Below are 15,782 nucleotides of genomic sequence, written 5' to 3'. Positions count from 1 at the left end.
TCCTTCAGGAAAGGTAACGCTATGATGAGACAATGGGATATTTGGAAAATCGATTTCAATAGAATAGCGGATCTAGAAACATTCATTCAAATACCAAACGAAAAATCCAACTTTGATTTTTGTATTATTATCACAGGTCAAAACTTTCTTGATACTTACCATGCACCAACAATTATACCAATTGCAATTACAAGCAAGGGAGCTCATACATTTCTTCCAATTGAAGCAAATAAACAAACTGGTTTATTTTGTGAATCATACATTTTTTGCGATCAACTTTTAACGATCCATAAAAATATATTTAAACGCAAAGTTGGCATGGTTCCAGAAAATTTACGCCAAAAAATTAAAGAAAAAATAATTACTTATATTAACAGTTAAAATATGATTTAACACATCTTTTTCTTGCCATTGTCTCTATCAAACTAAAAATTTTAATAATGTTGTCAAAACTATTATAAAAGCTTAAACTCGAAAGCTACCTAAAAGTCCTATTTGTCTAAATTCTCTGTTACGTTTACTTGATGGAGTATAAAAATGGAAAATTCAAATCGTTTTTTAGTACGAAAAGTAGCAGTTTTGGGATCTGGAGTGATGGGCTCCCAAATCGCTGCTCATATGGCAAACGCGAATGTTGACGTGGTGTTATTTGATTTGCCTGCAAAAGAAGGCCACCCAAATGGAGTGGTGCAAAAATCTCTTGCATTCTTACAAAAATTAGAGCCCACTCCTTTTTCTGTAAAATCAAAAGCACATTATATTAAACCCGCAAATTATGAACACAGTTTAAATGAACTTGCAGAGTGCGACTTAATCATTGAGGCCATCAGCGAACGCATGGATTGGAAAAAAGATCTGTATAATAAAATAAGTTCTAAAATTGCCTCACACGCTATTTTTGCAACCAACACGTCTGGGCTTTCTATCAATTCTTTAGCAGAAGCCTTACCAGTAGGATTAAGAAAAAATTTTTGTGGGATTCATTTTTTTAATCCACCTCGCTACATGACCCTTGTCGAAATTATTCCCCATCAAAACACAAATCCAACCATTTTAAATCAACTCGAAACCTTTCTGACAACCACATTAGGTAAAGGTGTTATTCGAGCCAAAGACACACCAAACTTTATCGCAAATCGAGTTGGTGTGTTTTCAATGTTAGCCACCATGTATCATACCGAAAAATACAATCTTGGCTTTGATACAGTAGATGCTCTCACTGGAGTTTCTATTGGTAGAGCAAAAAGTGCCACCTATCGCACTCTGGATGTTGTAGGGATTGATACCTTAGCGCACGTTATTAAAACTATGGGAGACACACTCCCAGAAGATCCTTGGCATGCAATTTTTAAAGTCCCAGAGTGGATACAATCTCTAATTTCTAAAGGTGCTCTCGGACAAAAGTCAGGCGCTGGAGTTTTTAAAAAATCGGGAAAAGAAATCCACGTACTCGATCTCAAAATGCAAAATTACAGATTGAGCGAACAAAATATTGATCCTGATGTGACCAATATTTTAAAATTAAAAGACCCTTCAGAAAAATTTAAACAACTCATAAATAATCAACACCCACAAGCACAATTTTTATGGGCAATTTTTCGGGATCTTTTTCATTATTGCGCAGTACAACTAGAACATATTGCTGATAATGCACGTGACCTTGATTTGGCGATTCGTTGGGGATACGGATGGTCAATGGGGCCCTTTGAAACATGGCAAGCAGCTGGATGGAAAACAATTTGTGAAGCAATTCACAAAGACATCGAAGCCGGAAAAACAATTACAAAAACACCTTTACCAAACTGGGTCACAGAATCGAATCGTCAAGGTGTTCACTTTGCAGATGGTAGTTTTTCTCCTATTCAAAAATCAAACGAAGCAAGACGAACACTACCTGTTTACTTAAAACAAAAATACCCAGAAAAAGTACTTGGTGAAAAACACAGTTATGGTGACACAGTATTTGAAAATGAAGGTGTACGACTTTGGACAATCGATCCAGATATCGCAATTTTATCTTTTAAAAGTAAAATGCATGCGATTGGTTCAGACGTATTAGATGGCGTAATTGAATCTGTAAAACATGCAGAAAAAAACTTTAAAGGGATGGTTTTATGGCAAACAGAACCTCCATTTAGTGCCGGAGCAAATTTAGCGCAAGTCACTCAAGCCTTACAAAGTAACAATTTTAGCATTCTTGAATCTATGGTGAAGAGATTTCAAGATGCTTCGATGGCCTTAAAACATGCTCTTATTCCAACCGTCGCAGCTGTGCAGGGCCTTGCTCTTGGTGGTGGCTGCGAGTTTGTCATGCATTGCAGCAAAGCTGTTGCAGCCTTAGAAACCTACATGGGACTTGTAGAAGTGGGAGTTGGACTTCTTCCTGCCGGGGGGGGATGTAAAGAATTTACCTTGAGAGCGTGTCGAGAAGCTAAGGGAGGAAATATTTTCCAATTTTTACAACGTTACTTTGAAAACATTGCCATGGCTAAAGTCTCTCGTAGTGCCGAAGATGCAAAAGAACTGGGTTATCTAAGACCATCAGACACAATTATTTTTAATCCAAACGAGCTTCTGTATGTTTCAATGTCCGAAGCAAAAGCCTTATACGAAACAGGTTATCGTCCTCCACTCAAATCAAAAGATATTATTGTTACAGGAAAAGGCGGCACTGCTACCTTTCAAGCCGCTCTTGTTAATATGCTTGCTGGTCAATTTATTTCTCAACATGATTATGAAATAGGAAAAAAAATAGCTTCTATTTTAGGTGGCGGCAATATTGATCAAGGAAGCATGGTTAGTGACGAATGGCTACTGGAACTTGAATATCGTTACTTTATGGAACTTCTCCACACCGAAAAAACTCAACAACGCATTGATTACATGCTAAAAAATGGCAAGCCACTGAGAAATTAATTTAAGGAGTCGTTTGATGTCTAAACAAATTCAAGATGCTTATATTTGCGCTGCGGTGAGAACTCCTGTGGGAAAAGCTCCTCGTGGTTTTTTTAAACTAACTCGCCCCGATGATATGCTTGCGCATTGTCTAAAAGGTTTGTTAGCCCAAGCGCCCAATTTGGATCCCAAAGAAATAGGTGATGTGATTATTGGGTGCGCCATGCCCGAGGCAGAGCAAGGCATGAATGTTGGACGTATTGCGCTTTTGCTTGCCGATTACCCTAACATGGTACCTGGAATCACAATCAATCGTTTTTGTTCATCTGGAATTCAAGCTGTCGCAATGGCAGCCGATCGCATAAGACTTGGCGAAGCAGATGTGATGGTAGCAGGTGGGACAGAAAGCATGAGCCTAATTCCTATGATGGGACACAAGGTTGTGATGAACCCCACATTCTTTACAGACGAGCATATTGGAATTGCCTACGGCATGGGTATGACTGCAGAAAATGTGGCCGAAAAATGGAAAATTTCGAGAGAAGAACAAGATAAATTTGCATTTGAAAGCCATAAACGGGCAAGCGATGCTATTAAAAATAACGAATTTAAAGACGAAATTATTCCCTATACAATTCTTGAGTCCATGCCAGGAAATATTGGTGAGATTATCAATAATAAAAAAGTTGTCTCACAAGATGAAGGTCCACGCCCCGACACCACTCCCGAAGCGCTCGCTAAACTAAAACCAGTGTTTGCTGCACGAGGTAGTGTCACTGCAGGAAATAGTTCACAAATGAGTGATGGCGCGGCAGCCGTTCTGTTAGCAAATGAAAAAGCAATAAAAAAATATAAGTTGGTACCACTTGCACGATTTGTTACTTTTGCTGTAGCGGGCGTACCACCAGAAATTATGGGTATTGGCCCAAAAGAAGCTATTCCTAAGGTTTTAAAACAAGCAGGAATAAAACAAAATCAAATTGATTGGTTTGAATTGAATGAGGCTTTTGCAGCGCAAAGTCTTGCTGTCATTAAAGATCTTGATTTAAACCCTGCTAAAGTAAATCCTCTAGGAGGAGCAATTGCATTAGGTCATCCACTTGGTGCAACTGGTGCAATACGAACTGCAACCATTGTGCATGGTATGAAACGTCATAAACAAAAATATGGTGTTGTGACAATGTGTATTGGAACAGGAATGGGGGCTGCTGGGCTTTTAGAAATAGTGTAAGACACACTTATTTTGCAGGAGCAACTGGTGCATTTGGTGCCTGATCAGGCACTGTCTGAGGTAAAGGATCTGCAACAGATTGCTTTGGTAATGATTGAGCCAAAGGATCAACTGTGGATTGATCAGGAAACGATTGCGCTGGAGGAGTTGTTGTTGATACTGGAGCAGAAGGCGTTGCTAAACTTTTTTCAAGCTGGTTTTTAATATCGTACTTGTTGTGAGTTTTTAACCACGATGTTGACATGGCAAGGACAAAAAACAAAACACCACAGACCCAAGTTGCCTGAACAATAAGTTTTACACCACCTGTTGCACCAAAAAAGCCTGCAGAGTTTCCTCCTCCAAAAGCTCCTCCTAGGCCGCCTTCGTTACCTTGCTGCAAAGCGATAATCAAAAATATTAAAACTAAGGCATCTATGATTAAAAGAGTTGTCAGAAGAGTTAAAATCATCTTAGTATCCTCAAGATAGAAAAGGCTGTATGCCTACTCAAGTTAAACAGGTATGACACAGCAGTAAAGATTTCTCAAGTTCGTTTCACTAAGTGGGTTTATTAAATGACGCGTATCACCAGAAAAAAAGACGTTTCCGATTCAAAAACAGAAAAAGTAGCAAAAAGTCAGTCTCAAGCTGGAACTAAAACCAAAAAGACTGTTGCTAAAAATGCTTCTACGCCAGCAAAAACTAAAAAAGTAGAAAGCACAAAAACTGCGAAAGTAGAAAAATCTGTTAAAAATCCTGCAATCAAACCTACAAAAGAAACTGCAAAAAAGGAAAAAGCACCAAAGCTATCGCCTGCAAAATCTGCAGTTCCAAGCAGTAAAAAAGAAATAAAAATTACAAAGCCCAAAAAAACGGCGACACTACAGCAAAATACATTATTTCCAGAAATTATTGAACACAATGCTACTGAAATAGAAACAACTACAAAAGAAAATAGGGTTGTTAAATCCCAAGTGATTCACGCAGAAATCACGGCACCGACACAGCATTTTGTTGCTGCAGCAAAAAAGCAAACAAAACCGCAAATTCTAGAGCGTGGCAACACCCCTGCTCCTGATTACTTCGTACCAGAAATCTCAGATATCCAAACAAAAACAATAAAGTTTGAAAACATTGTTGCAAATGACAATATTATTAAAGAACTTCTCAAATTAGGTTTTAAAACGCCCAGCGAAACAATGCAAAAAGCATTACCAGCTGCATTGCGTGGCTCTGATCTACTTGCAATTATCCCTAAACAACCAGAAGAGTTTTTAATTGGTGCAGTCACTGCGGCCGCAAAAATTCTTTCTGAATTATTGCCTAAAGGGACGAAAAAAAATCCTTCTGTGCTTTTTTTAGCTCCAAATCAAAAAAAGACGGAAGAAACTCTCGCTATCAGTTCAAAACTTTTTCACAATCTTGGGATTACTGCAGCGAGTTTAGCGGCAGTAAAAAATGAAGCAGAAATTGCAACACTTGAAAACATTGAGCTCGTTGATGTTTTGATTGCGACCCCACAAAGTTTAAATATTGCCATAGAACATAAACACATAGAAACTAAATCTGTTGGCTTATGTTTTGTTTTAGATACCCAAGCTTTTTATCATGAAGACGCTGTTTTAGAGCTTGAAAAATCTTTATCTATACTTCCACAAGATAGAACACAAAAAATTATTAGCGCGTCTGAAAACGTTCCTGTTGTGCGTGAGATGGCATTTCAATTTTTAGAAAATCCAGAATACATCACAGTTTTACCATCACAAATAAAAGAAAAACATCCTAAACAATTTGCCCATACTCTCCAAGCAACACAAAAATTCCAAGTTCTCCTTGGGCATTTAAAAACTCACAAACCACACTGTGCCGCTGTATTTGCCAACACGAAAGCCGTTGCAGAATGGATTGCGTTTAAATTACACGGAAATGACATAAAAGTAGAGCTCGTTACGTCTCATCTTCCGTTTGCAAAACGCACAACCTTAACCAAAGCAATAAAAAATGGTGAGATTAACGTTATTGTTGCAACAGATGCAATTTCTAACTCCTTAGGAATTAGAGAATTAAATTGTATTTACAATTTTGATCTGCCAGATGCCTCTACAAATTTTTTTAAACGCCTTGCACGAATTGAAGGCAGCAAAAACCCTCTCGCTGTATCGTTTATTTGTGAAGATTATGGATTTAATATCAAAGCGATAGAAGATTCTCTAGGATTTAAAATTCATCTTGCTCAGCCCGATAAAAATTATTTTAATTTAAAAGATATTTCTAAGTATCCTCTTGAACCAAACGGCAAAGTCAAACGCATTGGTGTTCATTATGAAGACGACACAACCGCAATTGCTACAGAAAAAGTAGAAACTCAACCAAACCAATCAAGCGATACAATTGCGCAAAAAGCTCCCAAAAAATACGAGCTTGATTCAACGCAAACAACCAACACAAGTAAACTGTATCCAAGACCAGAAAAAGAACCGCTGTCAGCAAAGCAACCGTTGCAATTTACACCCAAGTCAGCAGAACCGCGTAAAAATGCTGTCAATGGCAGTTTTCAAACAAATCAACGCGCAACAACTGATAGCACTGTAGGTCGTCAACCGAACGAAAAATTTGTTCGTCGTGATGAAAGAGCAAAAGAAGCGATTGATGCAGCTCGGATGGCAGCAAAAGCCACACAAGAAAAACGTGGTCATACCCAATACTCCAAACCTTCGAGCAAAATGCCAAAACGTCCAGGATTACTTGATATTATGGTATCACTTGTACAAGATGCCGTTCAATCTGCTGCAACAGCTGCAAAAGAATCAGTGGCCACAAATATTCAAACAAACCTGCCGACATTAGCAAATGTTCTTAATAAATTTAATATTCTTAAAAAACCTACTAAATCAGATGATGATCACTCACACCAATAAGTATTGAGCCAATAAGATTTAAAGCTTCTAAATATTTAATTTAGAAGCTTTAAATAAACATCATTATCTGACTTCGTTTTTATAATCCGCCACACTTAGGTTTCCATTTTGCTAAATATAAATTTAAAGAATCATAAACTTCATAATAAGAATGCATATTTGTCGCCACTATTAACGCGCACAAAGACTCTAACATTTGAATGGTTTGAGGACTTCTAAAATCAGAGTTCATAAAAACAAGAGACTTACAAGATAAATTAATCATACCAGACAAACCAGAAACTAAAGGAATATTTTTCCAAATATAACGACTATAATTAACATTAAATGTTTTTTTACCATCTGCAGCTCTAGAAATAAATCTAGATGTCTTCATTTTTATATAATCCCTAGAACGAGCAAAAGGGAGAAAATTATTTCTAAAACCATCATCTACTTTAATAAAATTAACAGAGCCAAAATGAAATTGATCATAATTACTTATTGATTTTTTCATAAGACTATCATCAATAATAAACTCTTTTGTGTTAACAATTTTATCATTATAAATTTTATTAAGCAATTCAAATTGCTGTAATAAATAATTATCGACTCCTAATTCACGTAAAATAACTGTTCTAAAATCAGAAAATAACAACCAAAAAACAGTCATTATCCGAATATGATTATTTTCTATATTAAAAAAATTTACCAACTCATAATGAGAACTAAATTTTTTATCAAAAACTGGGTAACTACCATTATAATATTCAATACGATAGTTTATAATTTCATAAAATTTGCAAGAAATTAGCCAAGAAGAAGACAGCAATATTTTAGCAACACGTCTTGAAAAATTAATTATATTTTCAATATACTTAGGATCATTTAAGATATTAAACGCAAACAAATCCTCTTCAATTCTTCTATCGTTTATATTTTTTGACCTATAATTAAACTTAAAAATATTTCTTTGAGAATCATAATTAGATTTTTTATAAATTGAATATTCCATATATAAATCCATAAGATAGCAAAATATGCTCTAAAATAGAGCAAAAATGCTGTTACAGATTAATGACAAGGAAATCAATAAATAATACGCCGTCCACTAAGTTTTTAACATAAGCTTGCCTTAGGTTTTGAATTCATAATTGACTTGACAATTTTTTGTGTTAATTGATTCCAACCACTAGAGCATTTTTGAACGAGATCTTCATAATCTTTATAAATTTTAAATGATAAGTGATTCCTTTTAAAATAACTCCATAACCTTTCAATTGGATTTAACTCTGGAGAAAATGAAGGTAAAAAAATAAATGATATATTTTGGGGTAAAATTAATTTTTTGCTTTTATGTGCACTAGCTCCATCTAGTATAATAATAATATGCTCATTCTTAGGTACGGTCTTGGAGTACTCATTGATAAAAATTTGCATGTTTTCAACATTTAAATTTGGTAATATCATTCCAAAATATTTGCCCGTATCTTTGTTAGCAGTAGCATACATCCATGAGTTTAAATAACCCATTTGAGTTTTAAATTCTGGTCTGATTGGGAAAGGACTCCAAATACCAGCTTTTATTGTCATTTGTCCAAATCGTGATTCATCTTGAAAATCTATGTTTATTTTTTTTCCTGGATTTTTTACTTTAATTTCATTAATTTTATTTGGTAAATCTTTAATCCATTCGGCCATTTTTTCTGGATCATTTTTTATATGCTTTGTTCTTGGAACAACTCTTCTTATTAATGTTCTTTGAAGGAACTTGTATAACCCACTTTTACTAAATTTTTTTTTAATTTCGTTTTGGATTCTATAATACTATTTATTATTTGAGCATGAACAACTTTTTCCTCATTAAATTCAGAATTTAATTGAATGATTTCAGTTTTTAAAATTTCAACTTCTTCTTTATTTACAAAGGATGGACGACCAGAACGTGGTTTATCAAGTAAAAAATAAATACCATTATTCTTATAGTTTGAAACCCAATAATTTGCCCGTCCTCTTGAAAGGCATAATAAAGTTTCAATCTTTTTTTCAGAAAATCCTACGGAATATAAAAAAATTATAAATAATCGACGTAAAAGATTAAAACTTAATTTATTTTGAGGTATTCTCTTTAAATCATCCATAAGTTGTTGTACATTATTCATTGTGCTGCAGTGTCCTTTTATAAAAGAAAGTACGAATGTTAACTGCAGCATATCCTGTTTTCAATATTCATCAATTTCCGTATAAATATTTATTTTTGGTTATCTATGTTGCCAACAAACTTAGTGGACGGCGTATAATTGATTATTTGTAAAAATTAATTATATTTAATAAATGAGTTTATAAAATTTTTAAAAAAAATAAAAATATTAAATTTATATCATAATCTATAAATTAACGTTAGACAAACAGTGATTCTTAGCCTAAACAATTAAAATCATTATAATTTTTATGATAGAAATTTATTAGAAAGAGTGTCAGAAGCTAAATCAACAAAATTATCAACATTCGTTTTTATTTAATTTTTGAATTACTCTTTTAATATAATTCTCATCATTAATTATTGGATCCTGAGTGCTAAAATCTTCAAAACTTTTTGGATATACACAATCGGCATATGTTCCTTCTCCTTCAATTAAGCGAAAACCATTTTCGGTTTTACTTTGCATTTGCATAAAAGAGGTTTGAAAATAAACTTTATTTTCTTTGTCTATGTCAAATGCCAAGACAGATGCTCCCCCACCGCCAGTTTGCACGTCTTCACCAATTACTTTTGTCACTAAATTTTGATCTTTTAAAATTGCAACGAAAGCATCGCACGCAGAATAGCACAATGAATTCATAAGAATATAAATTTCTTTACCCGAATATTTAATAAAAAATCCTGGTTCAATAGAATTGAGAAATTGTTGAGACACCATAGGAAAACTCTCTGTATATTCTAAATTCTTTGACAGAGCATCAAATAATAAGGATTTTTGTTGATTAATATTATATAATTCTTTAAAATTTAGCGACGATTCAAAATCTAATATCACTTCCAAATTTGTAGCTGAAGCTTTTAGCCGAAAATACATAGGAAAAAATTGCTTATTAATATTAGGATTGTAAAACAAATAAGCTAAAATATCTGATAGAATAAGATTTCCTCCTTCATTATTTCTAACATCAATAATAAGTTTATTTTTATTCTGACTAAGAATATTATCTTTTAACTTATTAGCAATAAATTTTAGATTTAAAATATTATCAATTGAGTTTTCATATTGAAAAGTTTTTAGCTTAACATAAGCAAAGTTTTCAATACTTTTAACTTCAAATATTTCTTCATTTTTTAAACTATAATTATTATAATCATCTTTATTTTCGGCAAAAAAATCTGACACCATTTTAAATGGAGGTATATTTATATCTAAAAAATGATGACCTCTATAAATAACAACATGATAACGATATGGAAAATTTGAAAAAAATATCTCTTTTAAAGCTCTACTTTTTTTAGCAGTTAAATTGGCTCCTAGATTATTCCATAAAATAATATCAATCCAATCTTGAGGACTTTTATGATTAATTGAAATTATTCTATCTCCTACCTGAAATTGTCGTAAAACATTATCAATATTATAATTATTATAAGTCAAACTCACTTTAGAAACCAAAAAATACTCTTTATCTTGATTAAAAACCTTAGACAACTCGATATTTTCAGGGGATAATCCATAAAAAACAGGATCACCTTTACCAAAATATTTAGTATGATAATCATTTTGTGAATCAAACAAATTTCTTAAATTATATTGCAATTCATCACTATTTTTTGAATTGTTTACAGCACTAAGAAGCTTAAAAGTGTCAAGATTTTTTTTATGTGGAAAAATGTCATTAAAAATTGTTGAAACTAAATTTTTTACTTCTTTTTCAAAATTTTCGTTTTTTGAAAAAGAAGCTGGTAAGTCGCTATTGGAATTGGATTGAGATAATTTGGAATTTTTTTTATTAGAACAAGAAAAAAAAATGCTTAAAAAAATAAAAAACAGTAAACTATTTTTGAGCATAAAAATTCCTTAAAATTAATAAAAAATTTATACTTTTTAAGTTTAATAAAAACAAATTTTAATACAACAAAAAATAAGTTTTTTTGTAAATTTTATTAATTTAAAAAAAATCTAACACTCATTGCGTTTGATTTTTTGAATTACTCTTTTAATATAATTCTCATCGTTTAAAATTGGATCATAAGTGCTAAAGTCTTCTAAATTTTTTGGCAATACGCAATCAGCATAAGTGCCTTCTCCTTCAATTAAGCGAAAACCTGTTTCTGTTTTACTTTGCATTTGCTCCCAAGAAGTTTGAAAATAAAAATTTTTACTAATATTTTCTGCTTCTCTATCAATCTCTAAAACACTTGCTCCTCCGCCTCCCGTTTGCTCGTCTTCACCAATCACCTTTGTGATTAAGTGTTGATCTTTTAAAACTGCAACAAATGAATCACAGCCAGAATAGCATTTAGAATTTGTTAGAAGATAAATTTCTTTTCCTGCATAGGTTGTAAAAAATCCGGGCTCAATAGTATTAAGCAATTCATTTGAAATCATTGGAAAATTTTCTGTATATTCTTTATTATTACTGATTGCATCATATAACACATTTCTTTCTTGAATAATATTATATTTTAAAATAAAATATGGATTATTTCGAATAATGTCTTCAGCTTTATTAACATTAATATTTGTCGCTTTTAATCGATAATACATAGGAAAAAATGACTTATTTGAATTTGGATCATAAAACAAATAAGCTAAAATATCTGATAGCTCAGCATAACCACCACCATTATTTCTCACATCAATAATCAATTTATTTTTACTTTGACTAAGAATTTTATATTTTAAATCATCGATCACATTTTTTAAACTTAAAAAATGATCATATGAAGTATCATATAAAAAAGTTTTTAACTTAACATAGGCAAAATCATCAAAACTATTGATTTGGTAAATATCTTCATTTTTTACTTTATCAAAACTACTTTCTTGTCTTTTTTTAATACAGACATGATTTGTCAAACTAACCTCAGGTATATCAACACTTATATATTGCCCATCTCTAAAAACGACAACACGATAACTTATTGGAAATTTTGATTCAAAAAAACTTTCTAATGCTCTACTCTTTTTTGCGGCTTTATTGGCACCAAGGTTATTGTCTAAAATATTGGCGATTCTCTGTTGCGGACTTTCTCCATTAACATTTATTATTATATCACCCACTTTAAATCTTCGAAGAATTTCATCAATATCATAATTATTTGTAAAATTAATATCAGATATTAAAAAATATTCGTTTGTATTATTAATCGCGCTTGAAACTTGTAAAATATAAGAAGGTAATCCATATTTTTTACAATCTTTCTCACCAAAATAAATAGTATGGTAATCTTTGTGCGCATCAAATAATCTTCTTAAATTATCGTGCAGTTCATCACTATTACCAGAACTATTTACATCACTAAGAAGACTTGCTGTATTAACATTTTTTTTATGTGGAAAGATACTATTAAAAATTTTTGCAACTAATTTTTTTACCTCTCCTTCAAAACCTTCATTTTTTGAGTAAGAATTAGCTTGATAATCATGGCCTTCTTCATAAGAACTTTTCTTATAATCTTGATTACTTGCTTGTTTAGAGCAGGAAAAGACGCAGAGAGAAACAAATAAAAATAGTAAATTTTTTTTTAGCATAGGAATTCCTCTATCAGAAATTACAAAACTATGCTTTCTAATTAAAAATAAAATTAAAATCAATTATAAATTTAAAAGCTATAAATTAATTTTAATCAAAAATAATTTATTTTACGAATTATTACAGCAGGAAAACTTATCGTTTTCAAAATTCAAATTATTTTAAAACCGCCTCATAATCATCAATGAGTATGAGGTATAAAATTAACTTTCTTTTTCTCATGTCAAATTTTAATATTTTTTAGTATTTTCTGTATAAATTCTTTAGCATGAGAATTTTTAAATCTCTATAGAAAATGGCCGCTACTCGTGAATCCTCCAAAAACGGATCCTCCTCCATTAAACCATGCTACTTTTTCTCCAGTAATTTGATCCCAAAAATCAATATGAACATAGAAATATCCTCCACCCGAAGCAGTTATTGGACGACCAACTAAATCTTGCGGACTGACAGCAAAAGTCATAATTCCACCTGCAATAAAGTAGCCAATACCACCGTCAATTGTAGATTTGTAGCTAACCCCAGCCCCAGCTGAAGGACAGTATATTCCACCAAATCCTGCTTGACCTCCATAGCATGCAGCATCATAAGAACCAGGCCCTACAGTACCACTTTCTTTAAGCTGTGCGTGACTTTTTGGACAAAACAAAAATAAGGTTAAAAATGCAAGGAAACAATTTTTTTTCAATATTCTCATAATTAAATCTCCTGAAAAATTGTGACTCAATCAAAATCGACCAAACCAAAGCCGATAAAGCTTTTCTCGGTAAAATAATTGAGGAATTAAAAGTTTTTTAATTCCTCAATTTGATTTTGTCGGTCATTTTCAGTTACATTTACTCAAACTTATTTTTGAATCACTCTTTTAATATAATTCTCGTCATTTATTATTGGATCCTGAGTTGTAAAATCTTCTAAACTTTTTGGAATTGCACAATCGGCAGATGTTCCGTCGCCTTCAATTAGACGAAAACCATTTTTGGTTTTACTTTGCATTTGTTTCGAAGATGTTTGAAAGAAAAATTTTTCTCGGATATTTTCTGATTCATTATTAATGCCTTTTAATAATAAAATCAATTAAATTTTAAAAAAAATTAGAAATATCAAAATTAATCATTAATTCAAACGTAATTTCGAGAAGAAGGCTGACAGCTTTCAAAATTTAATTTTTCAATTAATTTTACGGGCAATTTATTTTCTCCCAAATACTTCCAACAAGCAATATGAGAAAAATCTTGATCATTGCGTAGTGGATCTCCAAAATCGTTTTGATGCTCTTCTCGAAAATGGCTGCCACAAGATTCTTCTCGCTCAAGCGCATCGCGACACATAAGTTCTGCAAGTTCAATATAATCAGCAATTCTTCCAGCTTTTTCTAATTCTTGATTTATGGTCTTTGTATCTTGCGGAATTTTTACATCATTCCAAAACTCATCTCTAATTCTTGTAATTTCTTGTAATGCATCCGTTAACTTTTCTCGACTTCTTGACATTGCACAAGCATTCCACATCACTCTGCCAAGTTTTTCATGAATCTCATCAGCAAGTTGGTTACCTTGAATACGAATCAAGCGTTGTACAAATAACTTTGTAGTTTCAATCTTTTCTTTAAAAGAATCGTGTTGCAAAGAGACTGTATCAAAATATGTATTTGCCAGATAATTCCCCAAGGTTACAGGAATAATAAAATAACCATCAACCAATCCCTGTAGCAAAGCATTCGCACCAAGTCGGTTTGCCCCATGCTCACTAAAATTGGCTTCTCCAAGCACAAACAAACCAGGCAATGATGACATTAAGTTGTAATCAATCCAAAGCCCTCCCATTGTATAATGCACCGCAGGATAAATACGCATTGGGGTCTGACGCGGATCATCTCCTACAATTTTTTCATACATTTCAAAAAGATTACCATATTTTTGAATTAATTTTTCTTGTCCATACAATAAAATATTATCTTTAAAATCCAAATAAACAGATAATCCCGACTCACCTACCCCAAAACCATCATCACACATTCTCTTTACTGCACGAGCAGCAATATCTCTTGGCACTAAGTTTCCAAAATTTGGATAATTGCGCTCTAAGAAATAATCTCTTTCTGTTTCAAAAATTTCTTTTGCATGACGTTTATCATCTCTAATCTTTGGCACCCATATTCTACCATCATTTCTTAAAGATTCTGACATTAAAGTTAATTTTGATTGCTTACTACCAGAAATTGGAATGCATGTTGGATGAATTTGAGTAAAACAAGGATTGGCAAAATAAGCACCATTTTTATAAGCACGCCAAATAGCTGTAACATTAGATGGCTTAGCATTGGTCGATAAATAATATAAATTTGCATAACCACCAGTAGCCAAAATCACCGCATCTGCGCAGTGACCTTCTATGTTGCCAGTAATTAAATCACGCACAACAATCCCGCGTGCTTTTCCACTAATACAAACAACATCAAGCATTTCTTTATAAGGAAACAACTGTATTTTATTTTCGGCAACACCTCTCATCATGCCCTGGTATGCACCAAGCAACAACTGTTGCCCTGTTTGCCCTCGCGCATAAAAGGTTCGTTCTACTTGTGTGCCACCAAATGAACGGTTATCAAGATAGCCTCCATACTCCCTTGCAAATGGAACACCGACCGCAACACAGTGGTCAATCACTTTTGTTGATAGTTCTGCCAGTCGATAGACACCTGCTTCACGAGCACGAAAGTCGCCACCTTTTAATGTGTCATAAAAAAAACGATAAATAGAATCTCCATCGTTTTTATAATTTTTTGCCGCGTTAATTCCACCTTGAGCAGCAATAGAATGTGCTCTGCGCGGCGAATCTTGGAGACAAAATGATTTAACATTGTAACCCGCTTCAGACAAAGAAGACGCAGCAGAAGCTCCGGCCAAACCGGTGCCCACAATAATTACAGAATACTTTCTTCGATTTGCCGGACTCACCAACTTGCAGTCAAATACATGCTGTTGCCATTTATCTTCAATATTTCCAACAGGAACAAGATTTTTTAACATGTTT

At 32.9% G+C, this 15,782-nt stretch carries 13 protein-coding genes; 4 read left to right on the top strand and 9 right to left on the bottom strand.

Annotated features, from left to right (window positions below; genetic code table 11):
• The first annotated feature begins 21 nt into the window (after positions 1–21).
• The 3 genes from Spiro2_RS02370 (at position 22) to Spiro2_RS02360 (ending at position 4,126) form a co-directional block, all read left to right on the top strand.
• On the top strand, positions 22–381 hold the full coding sequence (locus Spiro2_RS02370) for a type II toxin-antitoxin system PemK/MazF family toxin (RefSeq protein WP_338636773.1): 360 nt from the start codon (positions 22–24) through the stop codon (positions 379–381).
• Positions 382–537: 156 nt separating this feature from the next.
• Positions 538–2,916, top strand: a complete 2,379-nt coding sequence (locus Spiro2_RS02365) for a 3-hydroxyacyl-CoA dehydrogenase/enoyl-CoA hydratase family protein (protein ID WP_338636772.1) — start codon at positions 538–540, stop codon at positions 2,914–2,916.
• 16 nt (positions 2,917–2,932) lie between these two features.
• Entirely contained in the window at positions 2,933–4,126 is a 1,194-nt protein-coding gene (locus Spiro2_RS02360; protein WP_338636771.1) for an acetyl-CoA C-acyltransferase, read from the top strand.
• 7 nt (positions 4,127–4,133) lie between these two features.
• Here the strand turns inward: Spiro2_RS02360 and secG are convergent, their stop codons facing one another.
• Positions 4,134–4,577: a preprotein translocase subunit SecG gene (secG, locus tag Spiro2_RS02355; RefSeq protein ID WP_338636769.1), complete on the bottom strand. Its 444-nt coding sequence runs from the start codon at positions 4,575–4,577 to the stop codon at positions 4,134–4,136.
• 105 nt (positions 4,578–4,682) lie between these two features.
• Between secG and Spiro2_RS02350 the strand changes: the two genes are divergently transcribed.
• Positions 4,683–7,025 carry a helicase-related protein gene (locus Spiro2_RS02350; protein ID WP_338636768.1) on the top strand — a complete coding sequence of 781 codons (2,343 nt, stop codon included), beginning with the start codon at positions 4,683–4,685 and terminating at the stop codon, positions 7,023–7,025.
• 79 nt (positions 7,026–7,104) lie between these two features.
• Here the strand turns inward: Spiro2_RS02350 and Spiro2_RS02345 are convergent, their stop codons facing one another.
• The 8 genes from Spiro2_RS02345 to Spiro2_RS02310 form a co-directional block, all read right to left on the bottom strand.
• Positions 7,105–8,019, bottom strand: a complete 915-nt coding sequence (locus tag Spiro2_RS02345; RefSeq protein WP_338636767.1) for a hypothetical protein — start codon at positions 8,017–8,019, stop codon at positions 7,105–7,107.
• A gap of 104 nt (positions 8,020–8,123) precedes the next feature.
• Positions 8,124–8,810: an IS630 family transposase gene (locus Spiro2_RS02340; protein WP_338637748.1), complete on the bottom strand. Its 687-nt coding sequence runs from the start codon at positions 8,808–8,810 to the stop codon at positions 8,124–8,126.
• Positions 8,756–9,166, bottom strand: coding sequence for a hypothetical protein (locus tag Spiro2_RS02335; protein WP_338634792.1), 411 nt, complete (start codon positions 9,164–9,166; stop codon positions 8,756–8,758). Before Spiro2_RS02335 ends, Spiro2_RS02340 begins: the two co-directional genes overlap by 55 nt.
• Positions 9,167–9,505: 339 nt before the next feature.
• Positions 9,506–11,059: a S41 family peptidase gene (locus tag Spiro2_RS02330; protein ID WP_338636766.1), complete on the bottom strand. Its 1,554-nt coding sequence runs from the start codon at positions 11,057–11,059 to the stop codon at positions 9,506–9,508.
• A gap of 111 nt (positions 11,060–11,170) precedes the next feature.
• Complete coding sequence (locus Spiro2_RS02325; protein ID WP_338636765.1) at positions 11,171–12,745, bottom strand: S41 family peptidase; 1,575 nt, start codon at positions 12,743–12,745, stop codon at positions 11,171–11,173.
• A gap of 287 nt (positions 12,746–13,032) precedes the next feature.
• The gene (locus Spiro2_RS02320; RefSeq protein ID WP_338636764.1) at positions 13,033–13,443 is read right to left on the bottom strand and encodes a hypothetical protein; all 411 of its coding nucleotides are present in this window, start codon (positions 13,441–13,443) and stop codon (positions 13,033–13,035) included.
• A 149-nt stretch (positions 13,444–13,592) separates the two neighbouring features.
• Complete coding sequence (locus Spiro2_RS02315) at positions 13,593–13,823, bottom strand: hypothetical protein (protein ID WP_338636763.1); 231 nt, start codon at positions 13,821–13,823, stop codon at positions 13,593–13,595.
• A gap of 44 nt (positions 13,824–13,867) precedes the next feature.
• The gene (locus Spiro2_RS02310) at positions 13,868–15,778 is read right to left on the bottom strand and encodes a fumarate reductase/succinate dehydrogenase flavoprotein subunit (protein ID WP_338636761.1); all 1,911 of its coding nucleotides are present in this window, start codon (positions 15,776–15,778) and stop codon (positions 13,868–13,870) included.
• Positions 15,779–15,782 lie beyond the last annotated feature (4 nt).

This window comes from Spirobacillus cienkowskii (assembly GCF_037081835.1).
Classification (GTDB): Bacteria; Bdellovibrionota_B; Oligoflexia; order Silvanigrellales; family Silvanigrellaceae; genus Silvanigrella; species Silvanigrella cienkowskii.
The sequence above is the reverse complement of the archived record's forward strand: the minus strand, read 5'-3'. Positions and strand labels throughout refer to the sequence as shown.

Bases quoted from the DNA above. Each gene is read 5' to 3' on its own strand.
- Spiro2_RS02365 (WP_338636772.1), top strand. From the start codon at position 538: ATGGAAAATTCAAATCGTTTTTTAGTACGAAAAGTAGCAGTTTTGGGA.
- secG (WP_338636769.1), bottom strand. From the start codon at position 4,577: ATGATTTTAACTCTTCTGACAACTCTTTTAATCATAGATGCCTTAGTT.
- Spiro2_RS02330 (WP_338636766.1), bottom strand. From the start codon at position 11,059: ATGCTCAAAAATAGTTTACTGTTTTTTATTTTTTTAAGCATTTTTTTT.
- Spiro2_RS02310 (WP_338636761.1), bottom strand. From the start codon at position 15,778: ATGTTAAAAAATCTTGTTCCTGTTGGAAATATTGAAGATAAATGGCAA.
- Spiro2_RS02325 (WP_338636765.1), bottom strand. From the start codon at position 12,745: ATGCTAAAAAAAAATTTACTATTTTTATTTGTTTCTCTCTGCGTCTTT.
- Spiro2_RS02345 (WP_338636767.1), bottom strand. From the start codon at position 8,019: ATGGAATATTCAATTTATAAAAAATCTAATTATGATTCTCAAAGAAAT.
- Spiro2_RS02320 (WP_338636764.1), bottom strand. From the start codon at position 13,443: ATGAGAATATTGAAAAAAAATTGTTTCCTTGCATTTTTAACCTTATTT.
- Spiro2_RS02370 (WP_338636773.1), top strand. From the start codon at position 22: ATGATGAGACAATGGGATATTTGGAAAATCGATTTCAATAGAATAGCG.
- Spiro2_RS02335 (WP_338634792.1), bottom strand. From the start codon at position 9,166: ATGAATAATGTACAACAACTTATGGATGATTTAAAGAGAATACCTCAA.
- Spiro2_RS02350 (WP_338636768.1), top strand. From the start codon at position 4,683: ATGACGCGTATCACCAGAAAAAAAGACGTTTCCGATTCAAAAACAGAA.
- Spiro2_RS02360 (WP_338636771.1), top strand. From the start codon at position 2,933: ATGTCTAAACAAATTCAAGATGCTTATATTTGCGCTGCGGTGAGAACT.